Annotated in this window: 25 protein-coding genes; 9 read left to right on the forward strand and 16 right to left on the reverse strand. The window is 69.5% G+C overall.

Features of this window, described 5'->3' with window-relative positions; genetic code table 11:
• Position 1: 1 nt before the first annotated feature.
• From ACQYVW_RS06310 to ACQYVW_RS06340, 7 genes are all read left to right on the forward strand, one after another.
• Positions 2-214 carry a hypothetical protein gene (locus tag ACQYVW_RS06310; protein WP_434934713.1) on the forward strand — a complete coding sequence of 71 codons (213 nt, stop codon included), beginning with the start codon at positions 2-4 and terminating at the stop codon, positions 212-214.
• Positions 215-313: 99 nt separating this feature from the next.
• The gene (locus ACQYVW_RS06315) at positions 314-1,039 is read left to right on the forward strand and encodes an ABC transporter ATP-binding protein (RefSeq protein WP_434934715.1); all 726 of its coding nucleotides are present in this window, start codon (positions 314-316) and stop codon (positions 1,037-1,039) included.
• A gap of 55 nt (positions 1,040-1,094) precedes the next feature.
• The gene (locus tag ACQYVW_RS06320) at positions 1,095-2,396 is read left to right on the forward strand and encodes an ABC transporter permease (protein ID WP_434934717.1); all 1,302 of its coding nucleotides are present in this window, start codon (positions 1,095-1,097) and stop codon (positions 2,394-2,396) included.
• 25 nt (positions 2,397-2,421) lie between these two features.
• Entirely contained in the window at positions 2,422-3,654 is a 1,233-nt protein-coding gene (locus tag ACQYVW_RS06325) for an ABC transporter permease (protein WP_434934719.1), read from the forward strand.
• On the forward strand, positions 3,654-4,190 hold the full coding sequence (locus ACQYVW_RS06330) for a nuclear transport factor 2 family protein (protein WP_434946389.1): 537 nt from the start codon (positions 3,654-3,656) through the stop codon (positions 4,188-4,190). Before ACQYVW_RS06325 ends, ACQYVW_RS06330 begins: the two co-directional genes overlap by 1 nt.
• Before the next feature lie 24 nt (positions 4,191-4,214).
• The gene (locus ACQYVW_RS06335; RefSeq protein ID WP_434946390.1) at positions 4,215-5,558 is read left to right on the forward strand and encodes a sigma-54-dependent transcriptional regulator; all 1,344 of its coding nucleotides are present in this window, start codon (positions 4,215-4,217) and stop codon (positions 5,556-5,558) included.
• A 9-nt stretch (positions 5,559-5,567) separates the two neighbouring features.
• The gene (locus tag ACQYVW_RS06340; protein ID WP_434946391.1) at positions 5,568-6,878 is read left to right on the forward strand and encodes a sensor histidine kinase; all 1,311 of its coding nucleotides are present in this window, start codon (positions 5,568-5,570) and stop codon (positions 6,876-6,878) included.
• 329 nt (positions 6,879-7,207) lie between these two features.
• Here ACQYVW_RS06340 and glmU read toward each other — a convergent pair whose 3' ends face one another.
• A complete protein-coding gene (gene glmU, locus ACQYVW_RS06345; protein ID WP_434935048.1) occupies positions 7,208-8,575 on the reverse strand; it encodes a bifunctional UDP-N-acetylglucosamine diphosphorylase/glucosamine-1-phosphate N-acetyltransferase GlmU in 1,368 nt (455 codons plus the stop codon).
• A gap of 195 nt (positions 8,576-8,770) precedes the next feature.
• Between glmU and ACQYVW_RS06350 the strand changes: the two genes are divergently transcribed.
• Positions 8,771-9,154, forward strand: a complete 384-nt coding sequence (locus ACQYVW_RS06350) for a GtrA family protein (protein ID WP_434935047.1) — start codon at positions 8,771-8,773, stop codon at positions 9,152-9,154.
• Between the two features lie 16 nt (positions 9,155-9,170).
• On the opposite strand, the gene ACQYVW_RS06355 is transcribed toward ACQYVW_RS06350, so the two are convergent.
• The 12 genes from ACQYVW_RS06355 to ACQYVW_RS06410 form a co-directional block, all read right to left on the reverse strand.
• A complete protein-coding gene (locus ACQYVW_RS06355; protein WP_434935045.1) occupies positions 9,171-10,328 on the reverse strand; it encodes a DmpA family aminopeptidase in 1,158 nt (385 codons plus the stop codon).
• Positions 10,329-10,615: 287 nt separating this feature from the next.
• Positions 10,616-11,038: a F0F1 ATP synthase subunit epsilon gene (locus ACQYVW_RS06360; protein ID WP_434935043.1), complete on the reverse strand. Its 423-nt coding sequence runs from the start codon at positions 11,036-11,038 to the stop codon at positions 10,616-10,618.
• Positions 11,039-11,188: 150 nt separating this feature from the next.
• Positions 11,189-12,592, reverse strand: coding sequence for a F0F1 ATP synthase subunit beta (atpD, locus tag ACQYVW_RS06365; protein WP_434946392.1), 1,404 nt, complete (start codon positions 12,590-12,592; stop codon positions 11,189-11,191).
• A 37-nt stretch (positions 12,593-12,629) separates the two neighbouring features.
• Complete coding sequence (atpG, locus tag ACQYVW_RS06370; RefSeq protein ID WP_434946393.1) at positions 12,630-13,493, reverse strand: F0F1 ATP synthase subunit gamma; 864 nt, start codon at positions 13,491-13,493, stop codon at positions 12,630-12,632.
• Between the two features lie 120 nt (positions 13,494-13,613).
• Complete coding sequence (gene atpA / locus ACQYVW_RS06375; protein WP_434946394.1) at positions 13,614-15,179, reverse strand: F0F1 ATP synthase subunit alpha; 1,566 nt, start codon at positions 15,177-15,179, stop codon at positions 13,614-13,616.
• A 139-nt stretch (positions 15,180-15,318) separates the two neighbouring features.
• Complete coding sequence (locus ACQYVW_RS06380; protein ID WP_434935035.1) at positions 15,319-15,846, reverse strand: F0F1 ATP synthase subunit delta; 528 nt, start codon at positions 15,844-15,846, stop codon at positions 15,319-15,321.
• A 4-nt stretch (positions 15,847-15,850) separates the two neighbouring features.
• A complete protein-coding gene (locus tag ACQYVW_RS06385; RefSeq protein WP_434935033.1) occupies positions 15,851-16,336 on the reverse strand; it encodes a F0F1 ATP synthase subunit B in 486 nt (161 codons plus the stop codon).
• A 115-nt stretch (positions 16,337-16,451) separates the two neighbouring features.
• A complete protein-coding gene (atpE, locus tag ACQYVW_RS06390) occupies positions 16,452-16,733 on the reverse strand; it encodes a F0F1 ATP synthase subunit C (RefSeq protein ID WP_013534007.1) in 282 nt (93 codons plus the stop codon).
• Positions 16,734-16,796: 63 nt separating this feature from the next.
• Entirely contained in the window at positions 16,797-17,594 is a 798-nt protein-coding gene (gene atpB / locus ACQYVW_RS06395) for a F0F1 ATP synthase subunit A (protein ID WP_434935031.1), read from the reverse strand.
• Positions 17,595-17,627: 33 nt separating this feature from the next.
• Positions 17,628-17,996 carry a hypothetical protein gene (locus ACQYVW_RS06400; protein ID WP_434946395.1) on the reverse strand — a complete coding sequence of 123 codons (369 nt, stop codon included), beginning with the start codon at positions 17,994-17,996 and terminating at the stop codon, positions 17,628-17,630.
• Between the two features lie 866 nt (positions 17,997-18,862).
• Positions 18,863-21,010 carry a dihydrolipoyl dehydrogenase gene (gene lpdA, locus ACQYVW_RS06405; protein WP_434946396.1) on the reverse strand — a complete coding sequence of 716 codons (2,148 nt, stop codon included), beginning with the start codon at positions 21,008-21,010 and terminating at the stop codon, positions 18,863-18,865.
• Between the two features lie 93 nt (positions 21,011-21,103).
• The gene (locus ACQYVW_RS06410) at positions 21,104-22,495 is read right to left on the reverse strand and encodes a dihydrolipoyllysine-residue acetyltransferase (RefSeq protein WP_434946397.1); all 1,392 of its coding nucleotides are present in this window, start codon (positions 22,493-22,495) and stop codon (positions 21,104-21,106) included.
• A 555-nt stretch (positions 22,496-23,050) separates the two neighbouring features.
• On the opposite strand from ACQYVW_RS06410, the gene ACQYVW_RS06415 reads away from it, so the two are divergent.
• Positions 23,051-23,668, forward strand: a complete 618-nt coding sequence (locus ACQYVW_RS06415; RefSeq protein ID WP_434946398.1) for an OmpW/AlkL family protein — start codon at positions 23,051-23,053, stop codon at positions 23,666-23,668.
• Between the two features lie 63 nt (positions 23,669-23,731).
• Here the strand turns inward: ACQYVW_RS06415 and ACQYVW_RS06420 are convergent, their stop codons facing one another.
• The 3 genes from ACQYVW_RS06420 to ACQYVW_RS06430 all read right to left on the reverse strand — a co-directional run bounded on the left by ACQYVW_RS06420 (position 23,732) and on the right by ACQYVW_RS06430 (position 26,360).
• On the reverse strand, positions 23,732-24,283 hold the full coding sequence (locus tag ACQYVW_RS06420) for a DUF1453 domain-containing protein (protein WP_434946399.1): 552 nt from the start codon (positions 24,281-24,283) through the stop codon (positions 23,732-23,734).
• Between the two features lie 128 nt (positions 24,284-24,411).
• The gene (locus tag ACQYVW_RS06425; protein ID WP_434935730.1) at positions 24,412-25,320 is read right to left on the reverse strand and encodes a DMT family transporter; all 909 of its coding nucleotides are present in this window, start codon (positions 25,318-25,320) and stop codon (positions 24,412-24,414) included.
• A complete protein-coding gene (locus tag ACQYVW_RS06430; RefSeq protein WP_434935732.1) occupies positions 25,320-26,360 on the reverse strand; it encodes an NAD(P)-dependent alcohol dehydrogenase in 1,041 nt (346 codons plus the stop codon). The genes ACQYVW_RS06425 and ACQYVW_RS06430 overlap by 1 nt, the downstream gene beginning before the upstream one ends.
• Positions 26,361-26,393 lie beyond the last annotated feature (33 nt).

Here is a 26,393-nt window from a genome sequence, read left to right on the forward strand (position 1 = left end):
CATGGACACCTTCGCCCACTTCCCCACCCGCCTGCACTGGACCGCGCAGCAGTTGACCGACGCCGTTCCGCTGCGCCTGCACGAGCTGTATGCGTTCGACGCCGCGCGTGGCGCGGCCTGCCCCGGCGCCGCGAACGGCGAACGCCGGACGCGGCCGGCCGCGAACGCCTACGCGGTGCGCTCGCCGCTGCCGGCCCGGTTCGGCATCGGCTGAGCCCCCGCTTCATCCCGCCCGCCCGCCGTGCCGTCTCTCTCTCCGGCCACGATGCGGCGGCGGGGTGGCCTTTCTCTCCCTGCTCCGAAGGAACCCACCATGCTCGACATGCGCCAGGTCACCAAGGTCTACCGCACCGAACTCGTCGAAACCCACGCGCTGCGCTCGCTCGACCTGCAGGTGCGCGACGGCGAGTTCGTCGCCGTCACCGGCCCGTCCGGCTCGGGCAAGACCACCTTCCTCAACATCGCCGGCCTGCTGGAGACCTTCACCGGCGGCGAGTACCACCTCGATGGCGTGAACGTGAAGGGGCTCAACGACAACCAGCGCTCGCGCCTGCGCAACGAGAAGATCGGCTTCATCTTCCAGAGCTTCAACCTGATCCCGGACCTCAACCTGTTCGACAACTGCGAGGTACCGCTGCGCTACCGCGGCATGCCCGGTAATGAGCGCAAGCTGCGCATCGAGGAGGCGCTGTCGCAGGTGGGCCTGGGGTCGCGCATGAAGCACTACCCGGCCGAACTGTCGGGCGGGCAGCAGCAGCGTGCCGCGATCGCGCGCGCGCTGGCCGGTTCACCGCGGCTGCTGCTGGCCGACGAACCCACCGGCAACCTCGACTCGCAGATGGCGCGCAGCGTGATGGAGCTGCTGGAGGACATCAACTCGCGCGGCACCACCATCGTGATGGTGACCCACGATCCGGAACTGGCCGCGCGTGCGCAGCGCAACGTGCACATCGTCGATGGCATGGCCACCGACCTGTCGATCGAGCCCGGCCTGGGTCGCGCGACGCAGGCCGCCTCGGCCGAAGCCGAGCCCGCCTGAACCACGCAGCCTCGATTCCACCAGCCGCGGGCCAGACCCGTCTCCGGAGCGCCACATGTTCGGCTACTACTTCAACCTCGCCCTGCGCAGCTTCCGCCGCAACCGGGTGCTCACCGCGCTGATGGTGCTGGCGATCGCGCTGGGCATCGGCGCTTGCATGACCACCTTGACCGTGTTCCGGGTGCTGTCCGGCGACCCGATTCCCGGCAAGAGCGGACAGCTGTACTACGTGCAGCTCGACCCCGAAGGCATGCAGGGTTACACCCCCGGCGGCGAACCCAATGACCAGGTCACCCGCACCGACGCCGAGACGCTGCTGCGCGAGAAGCGTGGCGACCGCCAGGCGATGATGACCGGCGGCGGCGTGTCGGTGACCCCCGACCGCGCCGACCTGACGCCGTTCGTTTCCGACGCGCGCTACGCCAGCACCGACTTCTTCCCGATGTTCCAGGTGCCCTTCCTGCACGGCAACGGCTGGTCGCAGGCGGACGACGAGGCGCGTGCGCGGGTGGTGGTGATCTCGCGCGACCTCAACGAGCGCGTGTTCGGCGGCACCAACAGCGTCGGCCAGCGCCTGCGCCTGGACCAGACCGATTTCACCGTGATCGGCGTGATCGACGAGTGGCGCCCCACCCCACGCTTCTACGACATGAACAGCGACCGCTACGGCGAACTGGAGGACGTGTTCCTGCCGTTCTCGACCTCGCGCGACCTGCAGATGGGCCGCAGCGGCAACATGAACTGCTGGGGCGACTCGCGCGGCGACAACACCGCGCTCAACGTGCCCTGCGCCTGGATCCAGTACTGGGTTGAGCTCGGCTCGGAAGACAAGCGCAAGGCGTATTTCGACTATCTCACCAGCTACTCCGAGCAGCAGCGCGCCGCCGGCCGCTTCGAACGCCCCACCAACGTGCGCCTGCGCAGCGTGATGGAGTGGCTGGACTACAACCGCGTGGTGCCCAACGACGTGGTGATGCAGCTGTGGCTGGGCTTCGGCTTCCTGCTGGTGTGCCTGCTCAACACCGTCGGCCTGCTGCTGGCCAAGTTCCTGCGTCGCAGCAGCGAGATCGGCGTGCGCCGCGCGCTGGGCGCTTCGCGCGCCGAGATCTTCAAGCAGTGCCTGGTCGAAGCCGGCACCATCGGCCTGGCCGGCGGCGTCATCGGCCTGGGCCTGGCCCTGCTCGGGCTGTGGGCGGTGCGCCAGCAGCCGGCCAGCTACGCCGAACTCGCGCACCTGGATCCGGCCATGCTGCTGACCACCTTCGTGCTCGCCATCGTCGCCAGCCTGTTCGCCGGCGTGCTGCCGGCCTGGCGCGCGATGCAGGTCACCCCCGCGCTGCAGCTCAAGTCGCAGTAACGCCGCCGCATTCCCGGAGACAGCCATGGAAATCCGTCCGATCCTCTCCACCCTGATGCGGCACAAGACGGCCGCGACCCTGATCGTGCTGGAGATCGCGCTGACCTGCGCGATCATCTGCAACGCCCTGTTCATGATCGGCGAGCGCATTACCTTCGTGAACGAGGCCAGCGGCCTGGCCGAGAACGAGCTGGTACGCGTGCAGATCACCGGCATCGGCAACGACGACAACGCCGCCGCGCAGACCCGCACCGACCTCGCCGCGCTGCGCGGCCTGCCCGGGGTGACCGGCGCCACGGTGATCAACCAGGTCCCGTTCACCAACTCGTCCTGGAACAGCGGCGTGCGTCTGAGCACCGAGCAGACCCAGCCGAACATGGTGGCCACGGTCTACATGGCCGAGGACCAGTTCATGGACACGCTGGGCCTGCGCCTGGTGTCCGGACGCTGGTTCCAGCCCGACGAGTTCCTGGAGTTCGATGCCGTCGACCGTGCCGAAGGGCCGGTGCGCATCCCCGTGGCGATCATCACCCGCAAGATGGCCGAGCGCCTGTTCCCCGGCGAGGAGGCGGTAGGCAAGAACTTCTACAGCTGGGGCGACGAGCCGATCCGCATCGTCGGGGTGATCGAGCACCTGGTGCGGCCGAGCCTGCAGGGCGGCCCGGAAGGCCGCGAGCACAGCATGGTATTCCCGATCCGTCCGACCTACGCGACCGGCGGCAACTACGTGATCCGCACCGCCCCGGAACGTCGCGACGAGATCCTGGCCGCCGCCACCAAGACCCTGCGCGACAGCGGCCCCCGGCGCATCGTGCTGGAAGAGAACACCAAGACCATGCAGGCCCTGCGCGAGGAGTTCTACCAGGCGCCCAGGGCGATGGCCTGGCTGCTCGGCATCGTCTGCCTGGGCCTGCTGTTCATCACCTCGCTGGGCATCGTCGGCCTGGCCAGCTTCTGGGTGCAGCAGCGCACCAAGCAGATCGGCGTGCGGCGCGCGCTGGGCGCGACCAAGGGCCAGATCCTGCGCTACTTCCAGACCGAGAACTTCCTGCTCGCCAGCATCGGCATCGTGCTCGGCATGCTCGCCGCCTACGGCATCAACCAGGTGCTGATGAACCAGTACGAGCTGGCGCGCCTGCCGCTGTACTACCTGCCGCTGGGTGCGCTGGCGCTCTGGCTGCTGGGGCAGATCTCGGTGTTGGGGCCGGCCCGTCGCGCGGCCTCGGTCCCGCCTGCCATCGCCACGCGCAGCGTCTGATGCGCGCCGCGATCGCCAGCCCGAACTCCGCCCCGCGCCGCGCGCGCGGGGCGGCGCTGTTCGCCGCCGGCCTCGCCCTGGCCTGCGGCATCGCGCCCGCCGGCGAGCCGCCCGCCGGCCCGGCCCTGGCCGAGGCCATCGCCGGGCTGGATGCCGCCCTGTTCGATGCCTTCAACCACTGCGCCGATCCGGCGCAGCTGGCCCGCCACGCCGCTTACTTCGACGAGGCCGTGGAGTTCTACCACGACACCGGCGGGGTGACCTGGACGCGCGAGGCGATGCTCGACAACACCCGCCGCCATGCCTGCGGCCGCTACACCCGGCAACTGGTCGAAGGCAGCCTGCGCGTCCACCCGGTCCCCGGCTTCGGCGCGATCTCGCAGGGCAGCCACCGCTTCTGCGCGTCAGGTAGCGACGGCTGCGAAGGCCTGGCCGACTTCACGATGGTCTGGCAATGGCGCGACGGGCGCTGGAGCGTCACCCGCGTGCTGAGTTACGGCCACCGCGCCGCTGCGGACCCGCAGTCGCTACGATAGCGGCAGGCCCGCACGCGTCCGCACATGCCCACCCTCCTCGTCATCGACGACAATCCGTCCGTCGGCACCGCGCTGGAACTGCTGTTCTCCCTGCACGAGATCGACGTGCGCCGCGCCGAAACCCCGGACGAAGGCCTGGCGCTGCTGCAGCGCGGCGGCATCGACCTGGTGATCCAGGACATGAACTTCCACGCCGACACCACGTCCGGCGACGAGGGTGTGGCCCTGTTCCGGCAGATCCGCGCGCAGCACCCCGATATGCCGGTGATCCTGCTCACTGCGTGGACGCGGCTGGAGTCCGCGGTCGACCTGGTCAAGGCCGGTGCCGCCGACTACATCGGCAAGCCCTGGGACGACCACAAGCTGCTGGCGTCGGTGAACAACCTGCTCGAGCTGGCGGAAACGCGGCGCGAGCTGGCCGCGCGCAGCGCGGGCGAACGCGGCCGGCGCGAGGCGATGGCGCGGCAGCACGACCTGCGCGGCCTGGTCTACGACGACGTCGCCAGCGAGACGGTGCTGTCGCTGGCGCTGCAGGTGTCGCGCTCTGACCTGCCGGTGCTGGTCACCGGGCCCAACGGCGCCGGCAAGGAAAAATACGCGGAGATCATCCACTTCAACTCGGCGGTGCGATCGGGACCGTTCGTGGCGGTGAACTGCGGCGCGCTGCCCAGCGAACTGATCGAGGCCGAACTATTCGGCGCCGAACCGGGCGCTTACACCGGCGCGGGCAACAAGGCGCGCACCGGCAAGTTCGAAGCTGCCGACGGCGGCACCCTGTTCCTCGACGAGATCGGCACCTTGCCGCCGGCCGGCCAGGTGAAGCTGCTGCGCGTGCTGGAGACCGGGCGGTTCCAGCGCCTGGGCGGCAACCAGGAGCGCAGCGTGAAGGTGCGCGTGGTCAGCGCCACCAACGCCGACCTGGCGGCAATGATCGCCGAGGGGCGTTTCCGCGAAGACCTGTACTACCGGCTCAACGGCATCGAACTGCGCCTGCCTGCGCTGGCGCGCAGGCCGCGCGACATCCTACCGCTGGCGAGGCATTTCCTTCCCCCCGGCCGGCAGTTGAGCCCCGCCGCCGAGCGCGCGCTGCTGCACCATCCCTGGCCCGGCAACGTGCGCGAACTGCGCAACGCGGTGCAGCGCGCCGCGCTGCTGTCGGGCGACGTGATCGAAGCCGCCGCCCTGGGCCTGGCGCCGCTGTCGGCGGACGCGGGCGCGCACGGCCACGGCGACGAACCCGACCGCGCCGCGATCGAAGCGGCGCTCGCGCGCGCGGGCGGCGTGCTGGCGCAGGCCGCGACCGAGCTGGGCATGTCGCGGCAGGCGTTGTACCGGCGCCTGGACCGCTACGGCATCCCACGCGGCTGACCGCGACGCATGCGCATCCTCCGCGTCCTGCCGCTGGCGATTCGCATGATCGCGCTGGTGGTCGTCGCCGTGGCGGCCGCCTCCGCGCTTACCGCGATGTTCGCAACCTGGATGTCGGCCTGGCTGGCGGCGCTGCTGGGCACGCTGACCAGCGGCACGCTGATGGGCCTGGTGGTGTGGCGCACCTTCGTGCCGCTGCGTGCGCTGATCCGCGCCCTGACCGGCACCGTGGCCGGCTACCGCGACGGCGACTTCAGTTTCGGCATCACCTGGGACCGATACGGCGACCTGATCGAACTGGTCGACGCGCACAACGCGCTCGGTCAGGCCCTGCGCGAGCAGCGGCTGTCGCTGGTGCAGCGCGAACTGCTGCTCGACACCATGGTGCAGAACACGCCGGTGGCCATGCTGCTGCTCGACCCGGCGCTGCGCGTGGTGCTCGGCAACCTCGCGGCACGACGGATGCTCGGCGACGGGCGCCGGCTGGAGGGACGCGCGCTGGAGGACCTGCTACGCGACGCGCCGCCCGCGGTGGGCGAAGCCTTCGCTCGCGGCGGCGACGGCATGTTCACCGTCGGCGACGAAGACCACGAGGACATCTACCACCTCGCGCGGCGCATGTTCCGCCTCAACGGGCGCCGCCACGAGCTGATCCTGCTGCGCCAGATGACGGCCGAACTGCGCCGCCAGGAAGTGCAGACCTGGAAGAAGGTGATCCGGGTGATCAGCCACGAGCTCAACAACTCGCTGGCGCCGATCGCCTCGCTCGCCCACTCGGGCGCCGAACTGCTGCGCCGCGGCCAGCACGAGAAGCTGCCGCTGGCGCTGGCCACCATCGAGGAACGGGCGCGCCATCTGGAAGGATTCCTGCGCGACTACGCGCGCTTCGCCAAGCTGCCCGCGCCGCGCGCCGAGCCGATCCAGCTGGGGCCGTTCCTGGAGAAACTGCGCAGCCAGGTGGCGTTCGCGATCGAAGGGGTGGTCCCGGACGAGGTGGTGCGCTTCGATCCCGCGCAGATCGAACAGGCCCTGCTGAACCTGCTCAAGAACGCCCACGAATCGGGCACGCCGCACGAGGCGGTCTCGCTGGCGGTGCGTCGCATCGCCGAGGGCTGGCGCATCGACGTGCTCGACCGCGGCAGCGGCATGAACGAGGCGGTGCTGGCCAATGCCCTGCTGCCGTTCTACTCGACCAAGCGCAGCGGGACCGGCCTGGGCCTGGCGCTGGCGCGCGAGATCGCCGAAGCCCACGGCGGCCGCATCGCCCTGCTCAACCGCGACGGCGGCGGCCTGTGCGTCTCGATCGTATTGCCGGGCTAAACGTAACCATCAGCCGCTTGCAAGAAAAACGCGTCCCCACGCGCGAGAAACCCGACGCCTCGCGCTGTTGAAGCCCACCCAAGCCCCCCTCGACCGCAACGGCACCAACGCGTCCCCACGCCTGCCGAACGGAACACACGCAAGGCCGCAACCAACCCGCCACCCCATTCGCAACCGGATGCACTCGGCGCTACGCGTGTTGCACCGAGGTGCGCGCCTCTGGATGCACTCGCACCAGGCGCGACTTCAATCGCGATCGCAACCCATGCACAGCAATGCGGCTGCAAGAGTCAGCCTCAGCCGCTCCCGCCGACCCCGGCGCCCGCACGCTACGACTTCTTCTGCGGCCGCTCCCATCCCTCGATGGTCATCTGCCGCGCCCGCGCCACGGTCAGCTTGCCTGGCGCCGCATCCATTCCGATCACCGATCCAGCGCCGATGGTCGCGCCCTCGCCGATCGTGACCGGTGCGACCAGCGCCGAATTGGAGCCGATGAAGGCGCCATCGCCGATGGTGGTGGTCGACTTGTTCGCGCCGTCGTAGTTGCAGGTGATCGTGCCGGCGCCGATGTTCACCTTCGCGCCCACCACCGCATCGCCCAGGTAGGCGAGATGGTTGGCCTTGCTGCCCACGCCCAGCCGCGCGTTCTTGGTCTCGACGAAATTGCCCACGTGCACGCCGTCGGCCAGCACGGTGCCCGGGCGCAGGCGCGCGAACGGGCCGATGCTCGCCGCGCCTTCGACGCGCGCGCCTTCCAGGTCGCAATGGGCGCGCACTTCGGTGCCAGGCCCCAGCACCACGTCCTTGAGCCGCGTGAACGGACCGATGCGCACGCCATCGCCCAGTTCCACGCGGCCCTCGAACACCACGTCGGCGTCGATCTCCACGTCGCGCCCCACGATCACTTCGCCGCGGATGTCGAGACGGGCGGGATCGGCCACGCGCGCACCCTGCAGGCACAGCGCCTTGGCCGCGCGCAGCTGGAACGCGCGCTCCAGTTGCGCCAGCTGCCAGGGATCGTTGGCGCCCTCGGTCTCGCGCGCGTCGTCCACGATCACCAGCTCGGCCGCAGTGAAGTCGGCCGCGGCCATGCCGGCCACGTCGGTGAGGTAATACTCGCCCTGGGCGTTGTCGTTGGACAGGCGCGACAGCCAGCCCTTCAGCGCGGTGGCATCGGCGGCGATCACACCCGTGTTGACCAGGCGGATGGCGCGCTGCTCGTCGCTCGCGTCCTTCTCCTCGACCACGGCAGCGACATGGCCCTGCGCGTCGCGCACGATGCGGCCATAGCCGGTCGGGTTGTCCAGTTCGGCCGCCAGCAGCGACAGCCTGCCCCCTGCCGCCAGCAGGCGCCGCAGGGTCTCGACGGTGAACAGCGGCGCGTCGCCGTACATCACCAGCACGCGCGCCTGGTCGGGCACGTCGGGCATCGCCTGCTGCACCGCATGGCCGGTGCCCAGCTGACGTGCCTGCTCGGCCCAGGCCAGGTCGGGCTGGTCGGCGAACGCGGCCTGCACCTGTTCGCCCCCATGCCCATGGACGATGTGGATGCCCGCGGGCGCGAGCGCGCGCGCAGTGGCGATCACGTGGGCGAGCATCGGCCGTCCCGCGACCTTCTGCAGCACCTTGGGCAGCGACGACTTCATGCGCTTGCCCTCGCCGGCGGCGAGGATCACGACGTGCAGCGGAGTGCTCATGGGGCTTCCAGTGGGTCCGGACCGGGGATTCTAAGGCGCTCCCCGCATGTACGCAGAATCGCGCACGGGCCGGACCGGCGTCGTCGACCGGCCCGCGGTCCATCGTCCAGCCGATGTCGCCTTAACCCGCGGAGCGCTACCCTTGGCCGCCATGACCGCCCGCCCGACCCCCGCACCTCGACTGGAGCACGCGCCGTGAGCCTGCGTCGCCAGGGCGGCCACTACCTCGTGATCGGCGGCCTGCAGTGGCTGCTCGACTGGGGCGTGACGGTATGGCTGTCGCACCTGGGCATGCTGATCGAGCCGGCCAACGTCACCGGCCGCATCAGCGGCGCGATGCTCGGTTACTGGCTCAACGGCAAGTTCACCTTCGCCGGTGAGGACTCGGCGATGGGGCGGGTGCAGTTCCAGCGCTTCGCCCTGATGTGGCTGTGCACGACCGCCGTCAGCACCTTCGCGGTGGGCGTGATCGACGACATACTGGGGCTCAGGTGGGCCTGGCTGGCCAAGCCGGTGGTGGAGGTCGCGCTGGGCCTGGTCGGGTTCGTGCTGTCGCGACACTGGATCTACCGGCGCTGAGCGCCGCCGCGGCGCGCTATCGCCCTGGTGCGGATCTCCCGGCGCGCAGCAGCGGCAGCGCCCGGTCCAGCGGAAGCGCCGGCACCGTGCCGCGGTGGCCGTCCATGTCGCGCGCGCGGAACAGCGAATTGACGATGGCCTCTTCGGTGGCCTCGGCCACCGCGTCGAACAGCGGCGTCATCGCCTCGTTCGCCAGCAGCGGCCGCGCCGTTTCCTCATTCTCGCGTTCCCGGCCCGGGCCTGCGGCGGTGGAGAAGGCGATCACGTAGTCTCCCGAGCCGTTGCTCATCGACGAGCCGGTGCGCCCCAGGCCCAGCAGTGCGCGCGTGGCCAGGCGCCGCAGCAGGCGCGCGTCGAGGGGAGCGTCGGTGGCGACCACGATCATGATGCTGCCGTCGCCGCTGGCCGGCGGCATGTCGCGCGCGGCAAGGCGCGGCGGCTGCAGCTGGTCCAGCGCGACGCCCGCGATTGTCAGCCGCCCCCCGTAGTTGCTCTGCACCAACACCCCGACCGTGTAGCCACCCTGGGCGGGGGCGAGGCGCCGCGAGCTGGTGCCGATGCCGCCCTTCCAGCCGAACGCGACCGTGCCTGTCCCCGCGCCCACGGCCCCCTCCGCGACGTTGTCCGTAGAGGCCGTGTCCAGCGCCTGGCGCACGTGCTCCGGGCGCAGCGGGCGCGCGCGGATGTCGTTGAGGTAGCCATCATTGGTCTCGCCGACCAGCGGGTTGAGCGACCGCACCTGCTCCATGCCGGGGCGGGAGAGCTGCCAGTCGACCAGCGCATCGGCCGCGCGCCAGACGCCCAGCGTGCCGGTCAGCAGGATCGGCGTTTCCAGCTCGCCCAGTTCGTCGACCTGGGTGATGCCGAGCAGCTTGCCGTAGCCGTTGCCGACCACGATCGCCGCCGGCACGCGCTCGCGGTAGAGGTCGCCCGGATGCGGCAGGATCGCGGTGACGCCGGTGCGGATGCGCTCGCCCTCGATCACCGTCGCATGACCGACCGCCACGCCGGCCACGTCGACGATGGCGTTGCGCGGTCCGGTCGGCAGCACGCCGATGACCACGCCCGCCTCGCGCGCACGCGGGCGCTCTGCGGCGATCGCCGGCGCCGCCAGCAGGCATGTCGCCAGCATCGCGGCCAGCGGACAGGTCCAACGCCAGTGTGCGTTCGCCATCGCGCGCTCCCCCGGATCCGTGATGGCGCATTGTGTCGCAATCGCGTGTACATCGGCGCCGCGTTGCCGGCTGCGCTTCGGCAGGGCGGACACCACAGGCGCCGATCCGGCCGTTATCGGCGGCGCGGGAAGCAGGCCGCTCGCGCGTGGCCGGCCCGCCGCGGCATCCGCAGCCATCGGCTGCCGCGGACGCGTTACGTCGCAGCGCGCGGAAACGCGCCGCCTGGCCCGGATGCGCGAACGCCGGCGCGAGGCCGGCGTCCCGTCAAGCTGCGCTGCGCGTTCGCTCAGTGCTTGAGGTTCTTGCGCAGGCGCTCCAGCGCCGAGAGCTGGGCCATCACCTCGGCCAGCTTCTGCTGCGCCTCGGCGACGTCCATCGCCTCGCCGCGGCCGGCCAGCACGCGCTCCGCCTCTTCCTTGGCGGCGCGCACCTTGGCCTCGTCGATCTCGTCGGCGCGGATCGCGGTGTCGGCCAGGATCGTCACCACCTGCGGCTGCACCTCGAGGATGCCGCCACCGATGGCGAAGTCGAGCACGCTGCCGTCCGGCCGGGTCACCACGACCTTGCCCGGCTTGAGCCGGGTGATCAGCGGCGCGTGGCGCGGCGCGATGCCGAGCTCGCCCATCTCGCCGGTGGCGACCACGAGCGTGGCCTCGCCCTGGAAGATCTCGGCCTCGGCGCTGACGATGTCGCAACGGATGGTAGACATTGTTTCCTCGCTACGCTCGGAAACGGGATTCGGGATTCGGGATTCGGGATTCGCAACGGCAGTGCCGCGCTCGACCCTCTTCGACCTCAAACCGGTGCCCGCTTTTCCGAATCCCTAATTCCGAATCCCGAATCCCACGAAGATTCCCGCTTACGCGGAAATCTTCTTCGCCTTCTCGACCGCCTCGTCGATGGTGCCGACCATGTAGAACGCCTGCTCCGGCAGGTGGTCGAACTCGCCCTCGACGATGCCCTTGAAGCCGCGGATCGTCTCCTTCAGCGACACGTACTTGCCGGGCGAGCCGGTAAACACTTCGGCGACGTGGAAGGGCTGCGAGAAGAAGCGCTCGATCTTGCGCGCGCGGGCCACGGCCAGCTTGTCGTCTTCCGACAGCTCGTCCATGCCCAGGATCGCGATGATGTCCTTGAGCTCCTTGTACTTCTGCAGCGTGGCCTGCACGCGGCGCGCGGTGTCGTAGTGCTCGTGGCCGATCACGTTCGGGTCGAGCTGGCGCGAGGTGGAGTCGAGCGGGTCGACCGCCGGGTAGATACCCAGCGAGGCGATGTTGCGGCTCAGCACGACGGTGGCGTCGAGGTGGGCGAAGGTGGTCGCCGGCGACGGGTCGGTCAGGTCGTCCGCGGGCACGTACACGGCCTGGATCGAGGTGATCGAACCGGTCTTGGTCGAGGTGATGCGCTCCTGCAGCACGCCCATCTCCTCGGCCAGGGTCGGCTGGTAGCCCACCGCCGACGGCATGCGGCCCAGCAGCGCCGACACTTCGGTACCGGCCAGGGTGTAGCGGTAGATGTTGTCCACGAACAGCAGCACGTCGCGGCCTTCGTCGCGGAAGTACTCGGCCATGGTCAGGCCGGTCAGCGCGACGCGCAGGCGGTTGCCCGGCGGCTCGTTCATCTGGCCGTACACCATCGCCACCTTCGACTTCTCCGGCTCGGCGATGTTGACGACGCCCGACTCCTGCATCTCGTGGTAGAAGTCGTTGCCTTCGCGGGTACGCTCGCCCACGCCGGCGAACACCGACAGGCCCGAGTGCTCGGTCGCGATGTTGTTGATCAGTTCCATCATGTTGACGGTCTTGCCCACGCCGGCGCCGCCGAACAGGCCGACCTTGCCGCCCTTGGCGAACGGGCACATCAGGTCGATGACCTTGATGCCGGTTTCCAGCAGCTCGGTGGTCGAGGACTGGTCCTCGTAGGACGGGGCCGCGCGGTGGATTTCCCACGTGGTGTCGGCCTTGACCGGGCCGGCCTCGTCGATCGGCGCGCCCAGCACGTCCATGATGCGGCCCAGCGTGCCGGTGCCGACCGGCACCGAGATCGCGCGGCCGGTGTTCTCGGCCACCAGGTTGCGCTTCAGGCCGTCGGTGGAGCCGAGCGCGATCGTGCGCACGACGCCGTCGCCGAGCTGCTGCTGCACCTCGAGCGTGATCGCGGTGTTCTGCACCTTCAGCGCGTCGTACACCTTCGGCACTTCGCTGCGCGGGAATTCCACGTCGACGACCGCGCCGATGATCTGAACGATCTTGCCCTGACTCATTGCTGCATTCCTCTAATTGAATTCTGTGGTGGCGCGGTCAGACCGCCGCCGCGCCGCCGACGATTTCGGAAATTTCCTGGGTGATCGCCGCCTGCCGGGCCTTGTTGTAGACCAGGTTCAGCGTGTCGATCAGCTTGGTGGCGTTGTCGCTGGCCGACTTCATCGCCACCATCCGCGCCGCGTGCTCGGACGCCACGTTCTCCATCACCGCCTGGTACACCAGCGACTCGATGTAGCGCGTCAGCACGTGCGCCAGCACGCGCTCGGCATCGGGTTCGTAGATGTAGTCCCAGTCGTGCTTGGCGACCGCGGTCTCCGACGCCGGCAGCGGCAGCAGCTGGTCGAACGCCGCGCGCTGGGTCATGGTGTTGACGAAGTCGTTGTAGACCAGGAACACCTTGTCCAGCCGGCTGGCGTCGTAGGCCTCGAGCATCACCTGCACCACGCCCACCAGCTGCTCGACCTCGGGCTGGTCGCCCAGGTGCGCCACGCTGGCCAGCATGTTGACCTTGAGCCGGCGGAAGAACACGGCGGCCTTCTGGCCGATGGTCACCACGTCCACCTCGACGCCCTTTTCCTGCCACTGGCGGATCTCGACCAGCAGCTTGCGGAACAGGTTGTTGTTCAGGCCGCCGGCCAGGCCGCGGTCGGACGAAACGATGACGTAGCCGACGCGCTTGATGTCCTTGCGCTCGACCAGGTAAGGGTGCTGGAACTCGGTATTCGCCTGCGCCAGGTGGCCGATGATCTGCTTCATCGCCCGCGCGTAGGGGCGCGAGGCCTTCATCCGGTCCTGGGCCTTGCGGATCTTCGAGGCCGAGACCATCTCCAGCGCGCGCGTCACCTTGCGGGTGTTCTGCACGCTCTTGATCTTGGTCTTGATTTCCCTTCCACCAGCCATCTAGCTCGCTCCGCTCGCGGTGATTGGCGATCGGTGGCCGGCGATCCGATACGAATCCCGACCACCGCCACCTGCTGTTGCCTTAACCATCACGGGTCGCGAACGACCCGACACACCGGCTCAGTACGAGCCGGTCTTCCTGAAGTCCTCGATGCCGGCCTTGTAGGCCGCTTCGATCTCGTCGTTCCAGTCGCCGCTGCCGTTGATGCGCTCGATCAGCGCGCCCTGGGTGTTGGCGAAATGCGCGTGCAGGGCCTCTTCGAACGCCAGGACCTTGCTGACCGGCACGTCGTCCATGTAGCCCTTGTCCACCGCGTAGATCGACAGCGCCTGGTAGGCGATCGACATCGGCTGGTACTGCTTCTGCTTCATCAGCTCGGTGACGCGCTGGCCGCGCTCGAGCTGCTTGCGGGTCGCGTCGTCCAGGTCGGAGGCGAACTGGGCGAACGCCGCAAGTTCGCGGTACTGGGCCAGGGCGATGCGGATGCCGCCGGACAGCTTCTTGATGATCTTGGTCTGGGCGGCGCCGCCGACGCGCGACACCGAGATGCCGGCGTTCACGGCCGGGCGGATGCCGGCGTTGAACAGGTCGGTTTCCAGGAAGATCTGGCCGTCGGTGATCGAGATCACGTTGGTCGGCACGAACGCGGACACGTCGCCGGCCTGGGTCTCGATGATCGGCAGCGCGGTCAGCGAGCCGGTCTGGCCCTTGACCTCGCCGTTGGTGAACTTCTCGACGTACTCGGCCGAGACGCGCGCGGCGCGCTCGAGCAGGCGGCTGTGCAGGTAGAACACGTCGCCCGGGTAGGCTTCGCGGCCCGGCGGGCGCTTGAGCAGCAGCGAGATCTGGCGGTAGGCCACGGCCTGCTTGGACAGGTCGTCATACACGATCAGCGCGTCCTGGCCGCGGTCCATGAAGTACTCGCCCATGGTGCAGCCCGAGTAGGCGGCGATGTACTGCATCGCGGCCGACTCCGACGCGGTCGCCGCGACCACCACGGTGTGCGCCAGCGCGCCGTTCTCTTCCAGCTTGCGCACGATGTTGGCCACGGTCGAGGCCTTCTGGCCGATCGCGACGTAGACGCACTTGATGCCGGTGCCCTTCTGGTTGATCACCGCGTCGATCGCCATCGCGGTCTTGCCCGTCTGGCGGTCGCCGATGATCAGCTCGCGCTGGCCGCGGCCGATCGGGATCATCGCGTCCACCGACTTGTAGCCGGTCTGCACCGGCTGGTCGACCGACTTGCGCCAGATCACGCCCGGCGCCACGCGCTCCACCGGGGCGGTGAGCTTGGCGTCGATCGGACCCTTGCCGTCGATCGGCTCGCCCAGGGCGTTCACCACGCGGCCGAGCATCTCGGGGCCGACCGGCACCGACAGGATCTGTCCCGTGGTCTTGGCCACGTCGCCTTCGCGCAGGTGCTCGTAGTCGCCCAGCACCACCGCGCCGACCGAGTCGCGCTCGAGGTTCAGCGCCAGCGCGTAGGTGGGCGTGCCACTTTCGGCAGCGGGCAGCTCGATCATCTCGCCCTGCATCGCATCGGCCAGGCCGTAGATGCGCACGATGCCGTCGGAGACCGAGGTCACGGTGCCTTCGTTGCGCGCTTCCGCGGACAGCTTGACGTTCTCGATGCGGCTCTTGATGAGCTCGCTGATTTCGGACGGGTTGAGCGTGGTGGTTGCCATCTTCGTTTCCTTGGAGGTGGTCCGCAGCGTGCGGTTCACCGCTTCGATTGCGTTTTGGGATTCGGGACTCGGGATTGGGGATCTGGGGAAGCAGCGCTCGCTCTTCCGAATCTCCAATCCCGAATCCCGAACCCCGGCTTCATCCTGCCAGCGCCGACTGCAGACGCGAGAGCCGGCCGCGCAGCGAGCCGTCGATCACCACGTCGCCGGCGTCGATCACCGCGCCGCCGATCAGCGACGCGTCGACCGCCGTCTCCAGCTCGACCTCGCGGCCGAAGCGCTTGCGCAGCGCCGCGCGGATGCTGTCGAGCTCGGCCTCCGGCATCGCCATCGCCGAGGTGACCTTGGCGCGCACGACGCGCTCGGCGTCGGCGCGCAGTTCCTCGAACAGCCCGGCGATCTCCGGCAACAGGGCCAGCCGGCGGTTGTCGGCCAGTAGCGACAGGTAGTCGCCGAAGCCGGCCAGCTCCGCCTGCGGGGCCAGCAGCGCCACGGCCTGCTCGCGCTTGAGCGAGGGGTGGCCGAGGACGCCTGCCGCCTGCGGATCGGCGGCGATGCGCGCCGAGAAGGCCAGCGCCTGCGACCAGGGCGCGAGCGCCCCGGCCTCCCGCGCCAGCAGGAACGCAGCGCGGGCGTAGGGACGGGCGAGCGTGAGGGCCTGGCTCATCGGATCAGCCCGCCTCGGCCGCCAGTTCGCCGGCCAGCTCGTCGAGCAGCGCCTTGTGGGCGTTGGCGTCGATTTCGCGGCGCAGCAGCTTCTCGGCGCCGGCCACGGCCAGCGTCGACACCTGGCGGCGCAGGTCTTCGCGGGCGCGCGTGGTCGCGGCCTCGATCTCGCTCTGCGTCGCCGCCTTCAGGCGCGCGGCTTCCAGCAGCGCCTCGGCCTTGGCGGCGTCGACGATCTGGTTGGCGCGCTGGTGGGCGTGCTCGATGATCTCGTTGGCCTTGGCGCGGGCCGCCTTGAGCTCCTCGGCGACCTTTTCCTCGGCCTGCGCCAGGTTCTTCTGGGCATGGTCGGCGGCCGCGAGGCCTTCGGCGATCTTCTTCTGGCGCTCTTCGATCGCCGCCAGCAGCGGCGGCCAGATCTTGCTGGCGATCAGCCAGATCAGGGCGGCGAACGCCAGGGCCTGGGCGATTAGGGTCAGATTGAGGTTCATTGATGCGCTCTGCCTGTACTCAGGGCGCCGCCGGCCGGATGGCCGGGGCTACCCACATGCCGCCAGGCGGACCAAGCAGGTCCGCCGGAGGCGCCGTCGGTGCGAAGACCGACAGTTACGGGGCCAGGCCGCCGACCAGGAACGGGCTGGCGAAGGCGAACAGCAGGCCGACGGCGACCGAGATGATGAACGCGGCGTCGATCAGGCCGGCGGTGATGAACATGCGGACCTGCAGCACCGGGATCAGCTCGGGCTGGCGCGCGGCCGACTCGAGGAACTTGCCGGCCATGATGGCCAGGCCCAGACCGGCGCCGAGCGCGGCCAGGCCGATCATGATGCCGATGGCCAGAACGGTCGAAGCCTGGACGGAAGCGAGGGCGGTCAGTGCGGTTTCCATGGTTTTCTCCGAAACAACGAGCTTGGTAAGGGTGAAGGATGGCGTGGAACGAAAGCGGAACTCTTAGTGCGCGTCTTCCGACAGGCTCAGGTAGACGATCGACAGCATCATGAAGATGAAGGCCTGCAGCGGGATCACCAGCAGGTGGAAGATCATCCAGCCCAGGCCGAACAGCGCGCCGCCGAGCAGGCCGAGGATGCTGGCGCCGCCGAGCACCCAGATCAGCAGGAACACGATCTCGCCGCCGAACATGTTGCCGAACAGTCGCATCGCCAGCGAAATCGGCTTGCTCAGCCACTCGACAATGTTGAGGATGAGGTTGAACGGCATCATCCACTTGCCGAACGGCGCGGTCAGGAACTCCTTGCTGAAGCCGCCGATGCCCTTGGCACGCAGCGCGAAGAACAGCATCAGGAAGAACACGCTGATCGACATGCCGAGCGTGGCGTTCACGTCGGCGGTCGGCACCGGCTTCCAGTAGGGCACGCCCAGCAGCTCGAGCGGCTTGGCGATGAAATCCGCCGGGATGAACTTGAGCATGTTCATCAGCAGGATCCAGAAGAACAGCGTGATCGCGATCGGCGTGACCAGCTTGCTCGTACCGTGATAGGTGTCACGGGCCTGGCGGTCGACGAACTCGAGCATGATCTCGACGAAGGCCTGCCACTTGCCCGGCACGCCGGCAGTGGCCTTGCGCGTGGCCAGCCAGAAGATGAAGACCATGAACAGGCCCATCGTCACGGAAGTGGCGAGCGTGTCCACGTTGATCGTGAAGAAGCCGCCCTCGCCGACCTGTGCGGTCAGGTTCTGCAGATGGTGCTGGATGTAGCTGGTTGGGGTCAGTTCCGACTCGCCCGCCATGTCTCGACTCGTCCTGTTGATGACTGCTCTGGATCAACGCCGCGCCAGCGCCACGACCTGGGCGACCAGTGCGACAAGGGTTCCCGCCAACACCGCCGCAGGCGGCCAGCCGGCCCATGCCACCGCCGCCAACAGCACGGCAATTACCACCACCCACTTCGCCAGCATGGCGGCCATCAGCCGCAGCAGCGCCGTGGTTCCGGGCCCGACGCCGCCGCCCAGCGCCAGGCGCGTGGACAACCAGCCTCCGGCGATGACCGCCGCCCCGCCGGCCAGCACCCCCAGCGACCACGCCCCGCCCTGCATGAGCCAGGCGGCGACCGCTGCGAGGGCCGTCGCGATCACCTGCGGCACCACTGCCTGCGCGAGTGCGCGCCGGTGAGCGGAGATGGGATCGCGCAAAGCCCGTGCCTCTGGTCGTCGGAGGGTTGGCCGAGGGAAACGGCCCGGCAAAGCCGCAAAATTATAGCAAGGGCCGCATTTGAACGGCAATGTGTTGCAGCGCACAACCTGAAGGGCCTGTCGGATCCCCCTGGCTGGCATCAAGGCGGCGGGCCACGGCCCCGGGAACTTCGCCGGACAGCCCGGGTCCACCCATGCAGGCCCGCGATCACCCTCGTCGATCCCCCGGGCCACCAAGCCCCGGCCCGTGCCGGGGCTTCTTTTGGTTCTGCTCCTACTCGAAAGAGGAGTTGGACACGATTGTGGAGATGTCCCTACCAGATGGTCCCCGCCTTCGGGCCGACGCCGCGTCCCGGCGACCGGGGGTCGCTTTTCGCTCGGTCAGGACATCCATGTCCTGACTCGCGCGCAAAACATCCATGTTTTGCTTGTCGCGACCCCCGGTCGCCGGGACGCGACTCACCGTTCCTGATGCTGCGATGCCTCCCCATTCGAGGGCACTGGGCGGAAAGCAAAGGCCGCATCAGGCCCCTGGAGGCCGCGGGGAAGCAAATCCCAAGGCTTGCCGCCAAAGATGCGCTAGCCAAAAAGAGGCGGCAGTGGCGACGGCGAGCTGCCTGGGCGCGCGAGGATCCCACCACGACGGATGCGGATGTCCCTGGGTGCGAAATCAAGGAGGAGGCGAGGGCCGCAGGCCGTCGCCGGGGGACATTCGCACCCAGGGGCGTCCGTAGCCGTCGCACCGGGCACATGCACGCAGCGGCTTTCCACACGCCACGCGGGAAGACACTCCAGATCGGCAAGATCCAGACCACGCAGGAGCCGCGGCGCAACACCAGACGGCTCCTCCGCGGCGGATTCCGCCGCTACTTCTTCTTGGGCAGGTACAGGTCGGTGATGGTGCCGTCGAACACCTCGGCCGCCATCGCCACCGACTCGCTGAGCGTGGGATGCGGATGGATGGTGTGGCCGATGTCGGCGACCTCGCAGCCCATCTCGATCGCCAGCGCCGCCTCGGCAATCAGCTCGCCTGCGTGCACGCCAACGATGCCTGCGCCGATGATCCGGTGGGTGGCCTCGTCGAACACCAGCTTGGTGAAGCCCTCGGTGCGCGACAGGCCGATGGCACGGCCAGAGGCCGCCCACGGGAACTTGCCCACGCCGACCTTGAGTCCCTTGGCCCTGGCCTCCGTCTCGGTGACACCGACCCACGCGATCTCGGGATCGGTATAGGCCACCGACGGAATCACCCGCGCGACCCACTCCTTCTTGTGGCCGGCCGCGACTTCCGCCGCGAGCTTGCCCTCATGGGTCGCCTTGTGGGCCAGCATCGGCTGCCCGACGATGTCGCCGATGGCGAAGATGTGCGGCACGTTGGTGCGCATCTGCGCGTCGACCTCGATGAAGCCGCGCTCGGTGCCGCGCACGCCGGCCTTGTCGGCGTCGATCTTCTTGCCATTCGGTGCACGGCCCACGGCCACCAGCACGCGATCGAACAGCTTGCCCTCGGGGATGTTCTCGCCGTCGAAGCTGACCTCGATGCCCTTCTTGCCGGCCTTGGCTTCCACCACCTTCGTCTTGAGGTGGGTGGCGACGCCCTGCTTCTTCAGGCGGTCGGCGAGCGGCTTGACCAGGTCCTTGTCGGCGCCCGGCATCAGCTGGTCGGCCAGCTCCACCACCGTCACCTCGCTGCCGAGGCCGCGATAGACCGTGGCCATCTCCAAGCCGATGATGCCGCCACCGACGACGAGCAGCTTCTTGGGCACGTCGGCGAGGTCGAGCGCATCGGTGGAATCCATGATGCGCGGGTCGTCCCAGGGGAAGCCCGGCAGCTTCAGCGCCTGCGAACCGGCGGCGATGATGCACTGGCCGAAACGCAGCAGCTGGGTCTTGCCGTCGTCGCCGGTGACCTCGAGCTCGTTGGCCGAGACAAACTTGCCCGTGCCCTGCAGCACGCGCACCTTGCGCTGCTTGGCCATGCCGGCCAGGCCCTTGGTGAGCTGGCCGACGACTTTTTCCTTGTAGCCGCGCAGGGTGTCGAGGTTGATCTTCGGCTTGCCGAAGTCCACGCCGTAGTCGCTGGCGTGCGCGGCCTGGTCGATCACGTCGGCCGCATGCAGCAGGGCCTTGGACGGGATGCAGCCCACGTTGAGGCAGACGCCGCCCAGCGAGGCGTAGCGTTCGACCAGCACGGTGTCCAGGTCGAGGTCGGCGGCACGGAACGCGGCCGTGTAGCCACCGGGACCTGCACCCAGCACCACCACCGCGCACTCCACGTCGGCCTTGCGGCCCGACGCCGCGGCCGCTTCGGGCGCCGGGCCTGCGGGGGTGCGGTGCGAGGGCGCCACCGGGGGCTTGCTGCCCGGCGCGACCTTGTCTGCGGGGCGCGCGTACGGAGGGGTATCGCCCTCGGCCTCGATCAGCGCGACCACGGCGCCCTCGGACAGTGTGTCGCCCACCTTGACCCTGAGCTCCTTCACCACCCCGGCGTGCGAGGACGGCACTTCCATCGTCGCCTTGTCGGATTCCAGCGTGACCAGGCCCTGGTCCTTGGCCACGGTATCGCCGACCGACACCAGCACCTCGATCACGGGCACATCGTCGTAGCCGCCGATGTCGGGCACGGTGGCCTCGACCAGGCCGCCACCCGCGGCGCCGTCCTGGCGGTCGCCGGCACCTGCCGGAGCGGGCGGCGGGGCCGTCTGCGCTGCGGCGGTCGCCTGGCCCGCCTGCTTGGCAGGCGCGGGCGCAGGCGCCGCTTCCGCCGATGCGCCTTCCACCTCCAGCACCATCACCACGCTGCCTTCCGACACCGTGTCGCCGAGCTTGATCCTCAGTTCCTTCACCACGCCGGCATGCGAAGACGGGACTTCCATCGTCGCCTTGTCCGATTCCAGCGTCGCCAGCCCCTGGTCCTTGGCCACCGTGTCGCCAACCGCCACCAGCACCTCGATGACCGGGACATCGTCGTAGCCGCCGATGTCGGGGACCTTCACTTCAACCGTGTTCGCCATGCTCTGTTCCTTTGTCGGGCGGGCTGGCCCGCCCCGTCGCGCAACGTGGATGCCGGGCCGGACGCGCAGCGCGTCCGGTCCATCTGGCAGGCGCTACAGCAGCACCCGGCGCATGTCCGCGAGCAGCTGCGCGAGGTAGGCCGTGAAGCGCGCCGCCGCGGCGCCGTCGATCACGCGGTGGTCGTAGCTCAGCGACAGCGGCAGCACCAGGCGGGGCTGGAAGGCCTTGCCGTCCCAGACCGGCTTCATCGAAGACTTCGACACGCCCAGGATCGCGACTTCAGGCGCATTGACGATCGGCGTGAACGCGGTGCCGCCGATGCCGCCGAGCGAGCTGATCGAGAAGCAGCCGCCGGACATGTCGGCCGGGCCGAGCTTGCCGTCGCGCGCCTTCTTCGCCAGTTCGCCGGTTTCCTGCGCGATCTGGATCACGCCCTTCCTGTCGACATCGCGCACCACCGGCACCACCAGGCCATTGGGCGTGTCGGCGGCGAAGCCGATGTGGAAGTACTTCTTGAGCGTCAGCGTCTCGCCCGAGGCATCGAGCGAGGCGTTGAAGTCCGGGAACTTCTTCAGCGCATTGGCGCTGGCCTTGATCAGGAAGGCGAGCATGGTGAGCTTGATGCCGGCCTTCTCGTTCTCCTTGTTGAGCGCGACGCGCAGCGCCTCGAGGTCGGTGATGTCGGCATCGTCGTGCTGGGTGACGTGCGGGATCATCGCCCAGTTGCGCGCGAGGTTGGCGCCCGAGATCTTCTTGATCCTCGGCAGCGGCTTTTCCTCGATCTCGCCGAACTTGGCGAAGTCGACCTTGGGCCATGGCAGCAGATTGAGACCAGCGCCGCCGGCGACCGGGGCCCCGGCCGGAGCCGCAGTCGCGCCGGACATCACGCCCTTGACGAACTTCTGCACGTCCTCCTTCGTGATCCGGCCGCCCTTTTCGCTGCCGTCCACCCGGCCCAGATCCACCCCGAGCTCGCGCGCGAACAGGCGCACCGCGGGACTGGCGTAGGGCACCTTGCCGGGAATCAGCGCGTCGGCCTCGAACCGCAGCGGCGGCTGGCCGGAGGTAGGCGCCTGCCCGGCCTGGGCATCGATCGAGGCCTGGGCCAGGCGATCGGGACGATCGCCCACGGCGACCGGCTCGACCACCGGATCAGGTTCCTTGGCGCGCGTCGGGACCGGCGCTGCGGCAGCGGGAGCGGGGGCCGCCTTCGGTGCTGGCGGCGTGGCGGCATCGCCGTCGCCGGCCGCTTCGATCACGGCAACGAGTCCGCCTTCGGAGATCGTATCGCCCACCTTGACCTTCAGTTCCTTCACCACGCCGGCGTGCGCGGACGGCACTTCCATCGTCGCCTTGTCCGACTCCAGCGTGACCAGCCCCTGGTCCTTGGCCACCGTGTCGCCCACCGCGACCAGCACCTCGATGACGGGGACATCGTCGTAGCCGCCGATATCGGGGACACGGGATTCTTTGAGCTCGGCCATCCGGCCCTCTCCAGGCGCAAGGGGATTCCTATTGTGGCGGTACGGCCCCCTGCCGCCAACCTCGCGTGGGATCCCGCTGCGCCCGCCGCCGCAGCGCACCGGCAAACGGCGGCATCTGCTGCGCAACGCGGGTGCACGCTGCCCGCGCGCGGCGCGCGATACGCCTGCGCACAGTCGAGCCGCCGCCAGTGTTCCGCGCATGGTTGCGACTGAAACATGTGCCGGCACCCTCCGTGTCGATCCCAAGGAGGTACTGGCCGCCCGCTCGCGCGAGCGTCCGCCGCACGAACCATGCGGCAGGCTTGACCTTTCACATCTTGCGCCGGGGAAATATGTCGACGCGGTGTCGATGCGCCCGCGCAGCCCGCATCGCCACGCGGTTTTCCGCGACTGCGGCGGCCAACGCGCTCCGACGCGTGCAATCACCCGCATGAACCCCAGCCCGACGCCGGGCGCGGGTTCATCGCACGCAGCGGCATGCATTCATGGAGCGCTGCCTACGTTAGGCGCCGCCCACCTCAAGGGCGCACAAAACAACCACTGAGGAGTTCCCCCATGCAGTCCATGCGTCTTTACGGCCTTTCCGCCGCCATCGCCGCCCTCCTGGTCGCCCCGACCGCCTTTGCCCAGGACAGCGACACCGCTTCCGGCAAGCGCTTCTCCGTGGTCGGCAGCGCCACCATCATGGAACCCGATGCCGATCCGCTGGGCGCCGAAGTCCGCGGCGATGTCGCGCCGACGCTGAGCGCGACCTGGCATGTCAACGACAACGTCGGCGTCGAGCTCTGGGGCGCGGCCGACAAGTTCAACCATCGCGTGCGCAGCGACGCCGGCAACCTCGGCACGGTCGACGCGCAGCCGATCGCGCTGAGCGGCCAGTACCACTTCGGCTCGGCCGACAACACGTTCCGCCCGTTCCTCGGCCTGGGCTACCACCAGACCAACATCAGCGACGAGTCGATCGGCAGCGGCGAGCACGTGAGCATGACCACGCCCAAGGGTGCGATCGGCACCGCCGGTGTCGACATCAACATCAACCCCACCTGGTTCGCGCGCGTGGATGCGCGCTACCTGGACGGCGATGCCGACGTCAAGGTCGCGGGCGAGACGGTCGAGCGCGACGTCGGCTTCGACCCATGGACGATCGGCTTCGGTATCGGCGCGCGCTTCTGACCGACCGAGCGGACCTGCGCCATCGCAACGGGCCCTTCGGGGCCCGTTGTCTTTTGTCCCGCTTCAGCGCCGCCGCAGCATGCCCAGGCGTCGCAGCTTTCGCCGCAGCCCCAGCGCAAACGCGAGGTGGTAGCCCAGCAGCAGCCCGCCCACCGCCCACAGGCTGGCCGGCTCCGCCAGCCACGGCCATGGGACGGGGGCGGGCAAGCCTTCCCAGGCGCGATGCCAGGCCTGCCATGCGCCCAGAGCCACGCGCGCGGCGACCAGCAGCGTCAGCGCCAGCACCAGCCAGGGATTGGCGATGTAGTGGAGTTGGCCATTGCCCGCCTCGAAGCGCGCCAGCCACAGCCCCACCGCACCTGTCGCCAGCCCGGCCACCAGGCCGACGCCCGCGTTCCAGGCCGCGCCCCCGATCCAGATCCCCGCAAAAGCCGCGCCCGCCAGGAACAACGCCGAAGACAGCAGCAGGCCGGCGGCGTTGAACGTCACCCAGCCCGGCCGCGCCCGCCTGCGTGCGCGGCCGGCGCGATAGCGTTGCCACAGCCCCAGCGGCCACAGCAGCAGCAACAGGACCACGAAGCACAGCAGCAGTGCGGGAATCAGCAGCAGGGGCATGGGCGGGCGCCCGGGGCGGCGGTTCGAATCGGCCTTGCAGCCAGGCCGGCATGCGGTGCAGGGACGGTGGCGTTGCGATGGCTCACAGCGATGGCCTCCAGGCCGTCAGTGGCGCTGGCGATGCAGGCTCAGGGTGGCGGGGTCTGGGCCGCACCCGCTTCCTGCGACGCACCCACCACGCGCTCGCGGCGGATCAGGTACAGGCCGCTGGCGACGATGATGGCCGCGCCCAGCCAGGTCTTGGCGTCGGGCAGCGCCTGCCAGACCGTCAGGTCGATCAGCACCACCCACAGCAGCGCGGCGTATTCCAGCGGCGCGATCTGGCTGGCCTCGCCGATGCGGAAGGCATGGGTCAGCGCGACCTGGCCCAGCGCACCCGTCAGCCCGACCAGGCCGATCACCCACAGGTGGCCGGCCTGGACCGGATGCCAGTCGAAGGCGGCGACGGTGCCGGCGAACACCGCCAACAGGGCCAGGAACCAGAACACCATCGCCTCCGGGCTGTCGCGCATCGCGAGCTTGCGCACCGTGATCGCGGCGATCGAATAGCACAGCGCGGCCAGCACCAGCACCAGCCCGGCGGTGGTGGCCATGCCGCCGCCGGTGGGACGCAACACCACCAGCACCCCGACCAGGCCGAGCGCGATCGCGGTCCAGCGGCGCGGCCCGACCTTCTCGCCCAGCAGCGGCACCGCCAGCGCGGTGATCATCAGGGGCGCCACGAACACGATCGCGTAGGCGGTCGACAGCGGCATGCGCGCCAGGCCGTAGACGAATCCGACCATCATCCCCACGCTCAGCAGGCCGCGCAGCAGGTGCAGCGGCCAGTGCACCCGCAGCAGCGTGTGGGCGCGTCCACGCGCGAGGATCCAGACCACCACCAGCGGCAGCGCCGACAGGCTGCGAAGCGCGGCCACCTGGAACGGCGGGTAGTCCGCGGCGAGCCACTTCATGCCCGCGTCCATGACCGCGAACAGCACGCCGGCCACCAGCATCCACGCGGCCGCCGCGCCGGGCCGCAGTTCCTGCGGGCGCATCAGCGTCCCAGCGAAGCGGTGTCGATCACGAAGCGGTAGCGCACGTCGCCGCGCAGCATCCGTTCATAGGCCTCGTTGATCTGGTCCACTGCGATCAGTTCGATATCCGCGGCGATGCCGTGCACGGCGCAGAACTCCAGCATCTGCTGGGTCTCGGCGATGCCGCCGATCAGCGAGCCGGCGATGCGCCGGCGCTTGGACACCAGCGGGAAGGCCGACAGCGGTGCGGGTTCGGGTATGCCCAGCAGCACCAGAGTCCCATCGACCTTCAGCAGGCCCAGGCAGGCGTTGTAGTCGTGTGGCGCCGAAACCGTGTCGATGATCAGGTCGAACTGGCGCGCATGGCTCTTGAACGCGCGCCCGTCGCCGGTGGTGGCGAAATCCTGCGCCCCCAGGGCCAGGGCGTCGGCGCGCTTGGACGCGCTGGTGCTCAGCACCGTGACCTCGGCCCCCATCGCCACCGCCAGCTTCACCGCCATGTGGCCGAGTCCGCCCAGGCCCATCACCGCCACGCGGTGGCCGGCGACCACGCCGAAGTGGCGCAGCGGCGACCACGTGGTCACGCCCGCGCACAGCAGCGGGGCGGCGCGATCGAGCGGGATGCCGTCGGGAATCCGCAGCACATAGTCCTGGTCGACCACGATCCGGGTCGAATAGCCGCCGTAGGTCGGTGCGCCGCTGAGCCGTTCGTGCGAGTTGTAGGTGGCGGTCATGCCCTCGTCGCAGTACTGCTCCTGGCCGGCGTGGCACTGCGGACAGGCGCGGCAGGAGTCGACGAAGCAGCCCACGCCGACCGCATCGCCCACCCGGTGGCGCTCGACCCGTGCCCCGACCGCAGAAACGCGGCCGATGATCTCGTGGCCCGGCACCATCGGGAACATGGCCCCGCCCCACTCGTCGCGGGCGAGGTGGATGTCGGTATGGCAGACGCCGCAGTAGAGGATGTCGATCTGCACGTCGCGTGGCCCGGGGGCGCGACGCTCGATCGCGAAGGGCGCCAGCGGCGAACCGGCGGCCTGGGCGGCATAGGCGGGGATCATGGGTCGGGCCCGACGGAAGGGAGATGCGCATGA

Origin of the sequence: Luteimonas campi (assembly GCF_051162505.1) — a bacterium.
GTDB lineage: Bacteria > Pseudomonadota > Gammaproteobacteria > Xanthomonadales > Xanthomonadaceae > Luteimonas.

Excerpts from the sequence above, each read along its gene's own strand:
- ACQYVW_RS06310 (WP_434934713.1), top strand. The coding sequence starts at position 2 with ATGGACACCTTCGCCCACTTCCCCACCCGCCTGCACTGGACCGCGCAG.
- ACQYVW_RS06315 (WP_434934715.1), top strand. The coding sequence starts at position 314 with ATGCTCGACATGCGCCAGGTCACCAAGGTCTACCGCACCGAACTCGTC.
- ACQYVW_RS06320 (WP_434934717.1), top strand. The coding sequence starts at position 1,095 with ATGTTCGGCTACTACTTCAACCTCGCCCTGCGCAGCTTCCGCCGCAAC.
- ACQYVW_RS06325 (WP_434934719.1), top strand. The coding sequence starts at position 2,422 with ATGGAAATCCGTCCGATCCTCTCCACCCTGATGCGGCACAAGACGGCC.
- ACQYVW_RS06330 (WP_434946389.1), top strand. The coding sequence starts at position 3,654 with ATGCGCGCCGCGATCGCCAGCCCGAACTCCGCCCCGCGCCGCGCGCGC.
- ACQYVW_RS06335 (WP_434946390.1), top strand. The coding sequence starts at position 4,215 with ATGCCCACCCTCCTCGTCATCGACGACAATCCGTCCGTCGGCACCGCG.
- ACQYVW_RS06340 (WP_434946391.1), top strand. The coding sequence starts at position 5,568 with ATGCGCATCCTCCGCGTCCTGCCGCTGGCGATTCGCATGATCGCGCTG.
- glmU (WP_434935048.1), bottom strand. The coding sequence starts at position 8,575 with ATGAGCACTCCGCTGCACGTCGTGATCCTCGCCGCCGGCGAGGGCAAG.
- ACQYVW_RS06355 (WP_434935045.1), bottom strand. The coding sequence starts at position 10,328 with ATGGCGAACGCACACTGGCGTTGGACCTGTCCGCTGGCCGCGATGCTG.
- ACQYVW_RS06360 (WP_434935043.1), bottom strand. The coding sequence starts at position 11,038 with ATGTCTACCATCCGTTGCGACATCGTCAGCGCCGAGGCCGAGATCTTC.
- atpD (WP_434946392.1), bottom strand. The coding sequence starts at position 12,592 with ATGAGTCAGGGCAAGATCGTTCAGATCATCGGCGCGGTCGTCGACGTG.
- atpG (WP_434946393.1), bottom strand. The coding sequence starts at position 13,493 with ATGGCTGGTGGAAGGGAAATCAAGACCAAGATCAAGAGCGTGCAGAAC.
- atpA (WP_434946394.1), bottom strand. The coding sequence starts at position 15,179 with ATGGCAACCACCACGCTCAACCCGTCCGAAATCAGCGAGCTCATCAAG.
- ACQYVW_RS06380 (WP_434935035.1), bottom strand. The coding sequence starts at position 15,846 with ATGAGCCAGGCCCTCACGCTCGCCCGTCCCTACGCCCGCGCTGCGTTC.
- ACQYVW_RS06385 (WP_434935033.1), bottom strand. The coding sequence starts at position 16,336 with ATGAACCTCAATCTGACCCTAATCGCCCAGGCCCTGGCGTTCGCCGCC.
- atpE (WP_013534007.1), bottom strand. The coding sequence starts at position 16,733 with ATGGAAACCGCACTGACCGCCCTCGCTTCCGTCCAGGCTTCGACCGTT.
- atpB (WP_434935031.1), bottom strand. The coding sequence starts at position 17,594 with ATGGCGGGCGAGTCGGAACTGACCCCAACCAGCTACATCCAGCACCAT.
- lpdA (WP_434946396.1), bottom strand. The coding sequence starts at position 21,010 with ATGGCGAACACGGTTGAAGTGAAGGTCCCCGACATCGGCGGCTACGAC.
- ACQYVW_RS06410 (WP_434946397.1), bottom strand. The coding sequence starts at position 22,495 with ATGGCCGAGCTCAAAGAATCCCGTGTCCCCGATATCGGCGGCTACGAC.
- ACQYVW_RS06415 (WP_434946398.1), top strand. The coding sequence starts at position 23,051 with ATGCAGTCCATGCGTCTTTACGGCCTTTCCGCCGCCATCGCCGCCCTC.
- ACQYVW_RS06420 (WP_434946399.1), bottom strand. The coding sequence starts at position 24,283 with ATGCCCCTGCTGCTGATTCCCGCACTGCTGCTGTGCTTCGTGGTCCTG.
- ACQYVW_RS06425 (WP_434935730.1), bottom strand. The coding sequence starts at position 25,320 with ATGCGCCCGCAGGAACTGCGGCCCGGCGCGGCGGCCGCGTGGATGCTG.
- ACQYVW_RS06430 (WP_434935732.1), bottom strand. The coding sequence starts at position 26,360 with ATGATCCCCGCCTATGCCGCCCAGGCCGCCGGTTCGCCGCTGGCGCCC.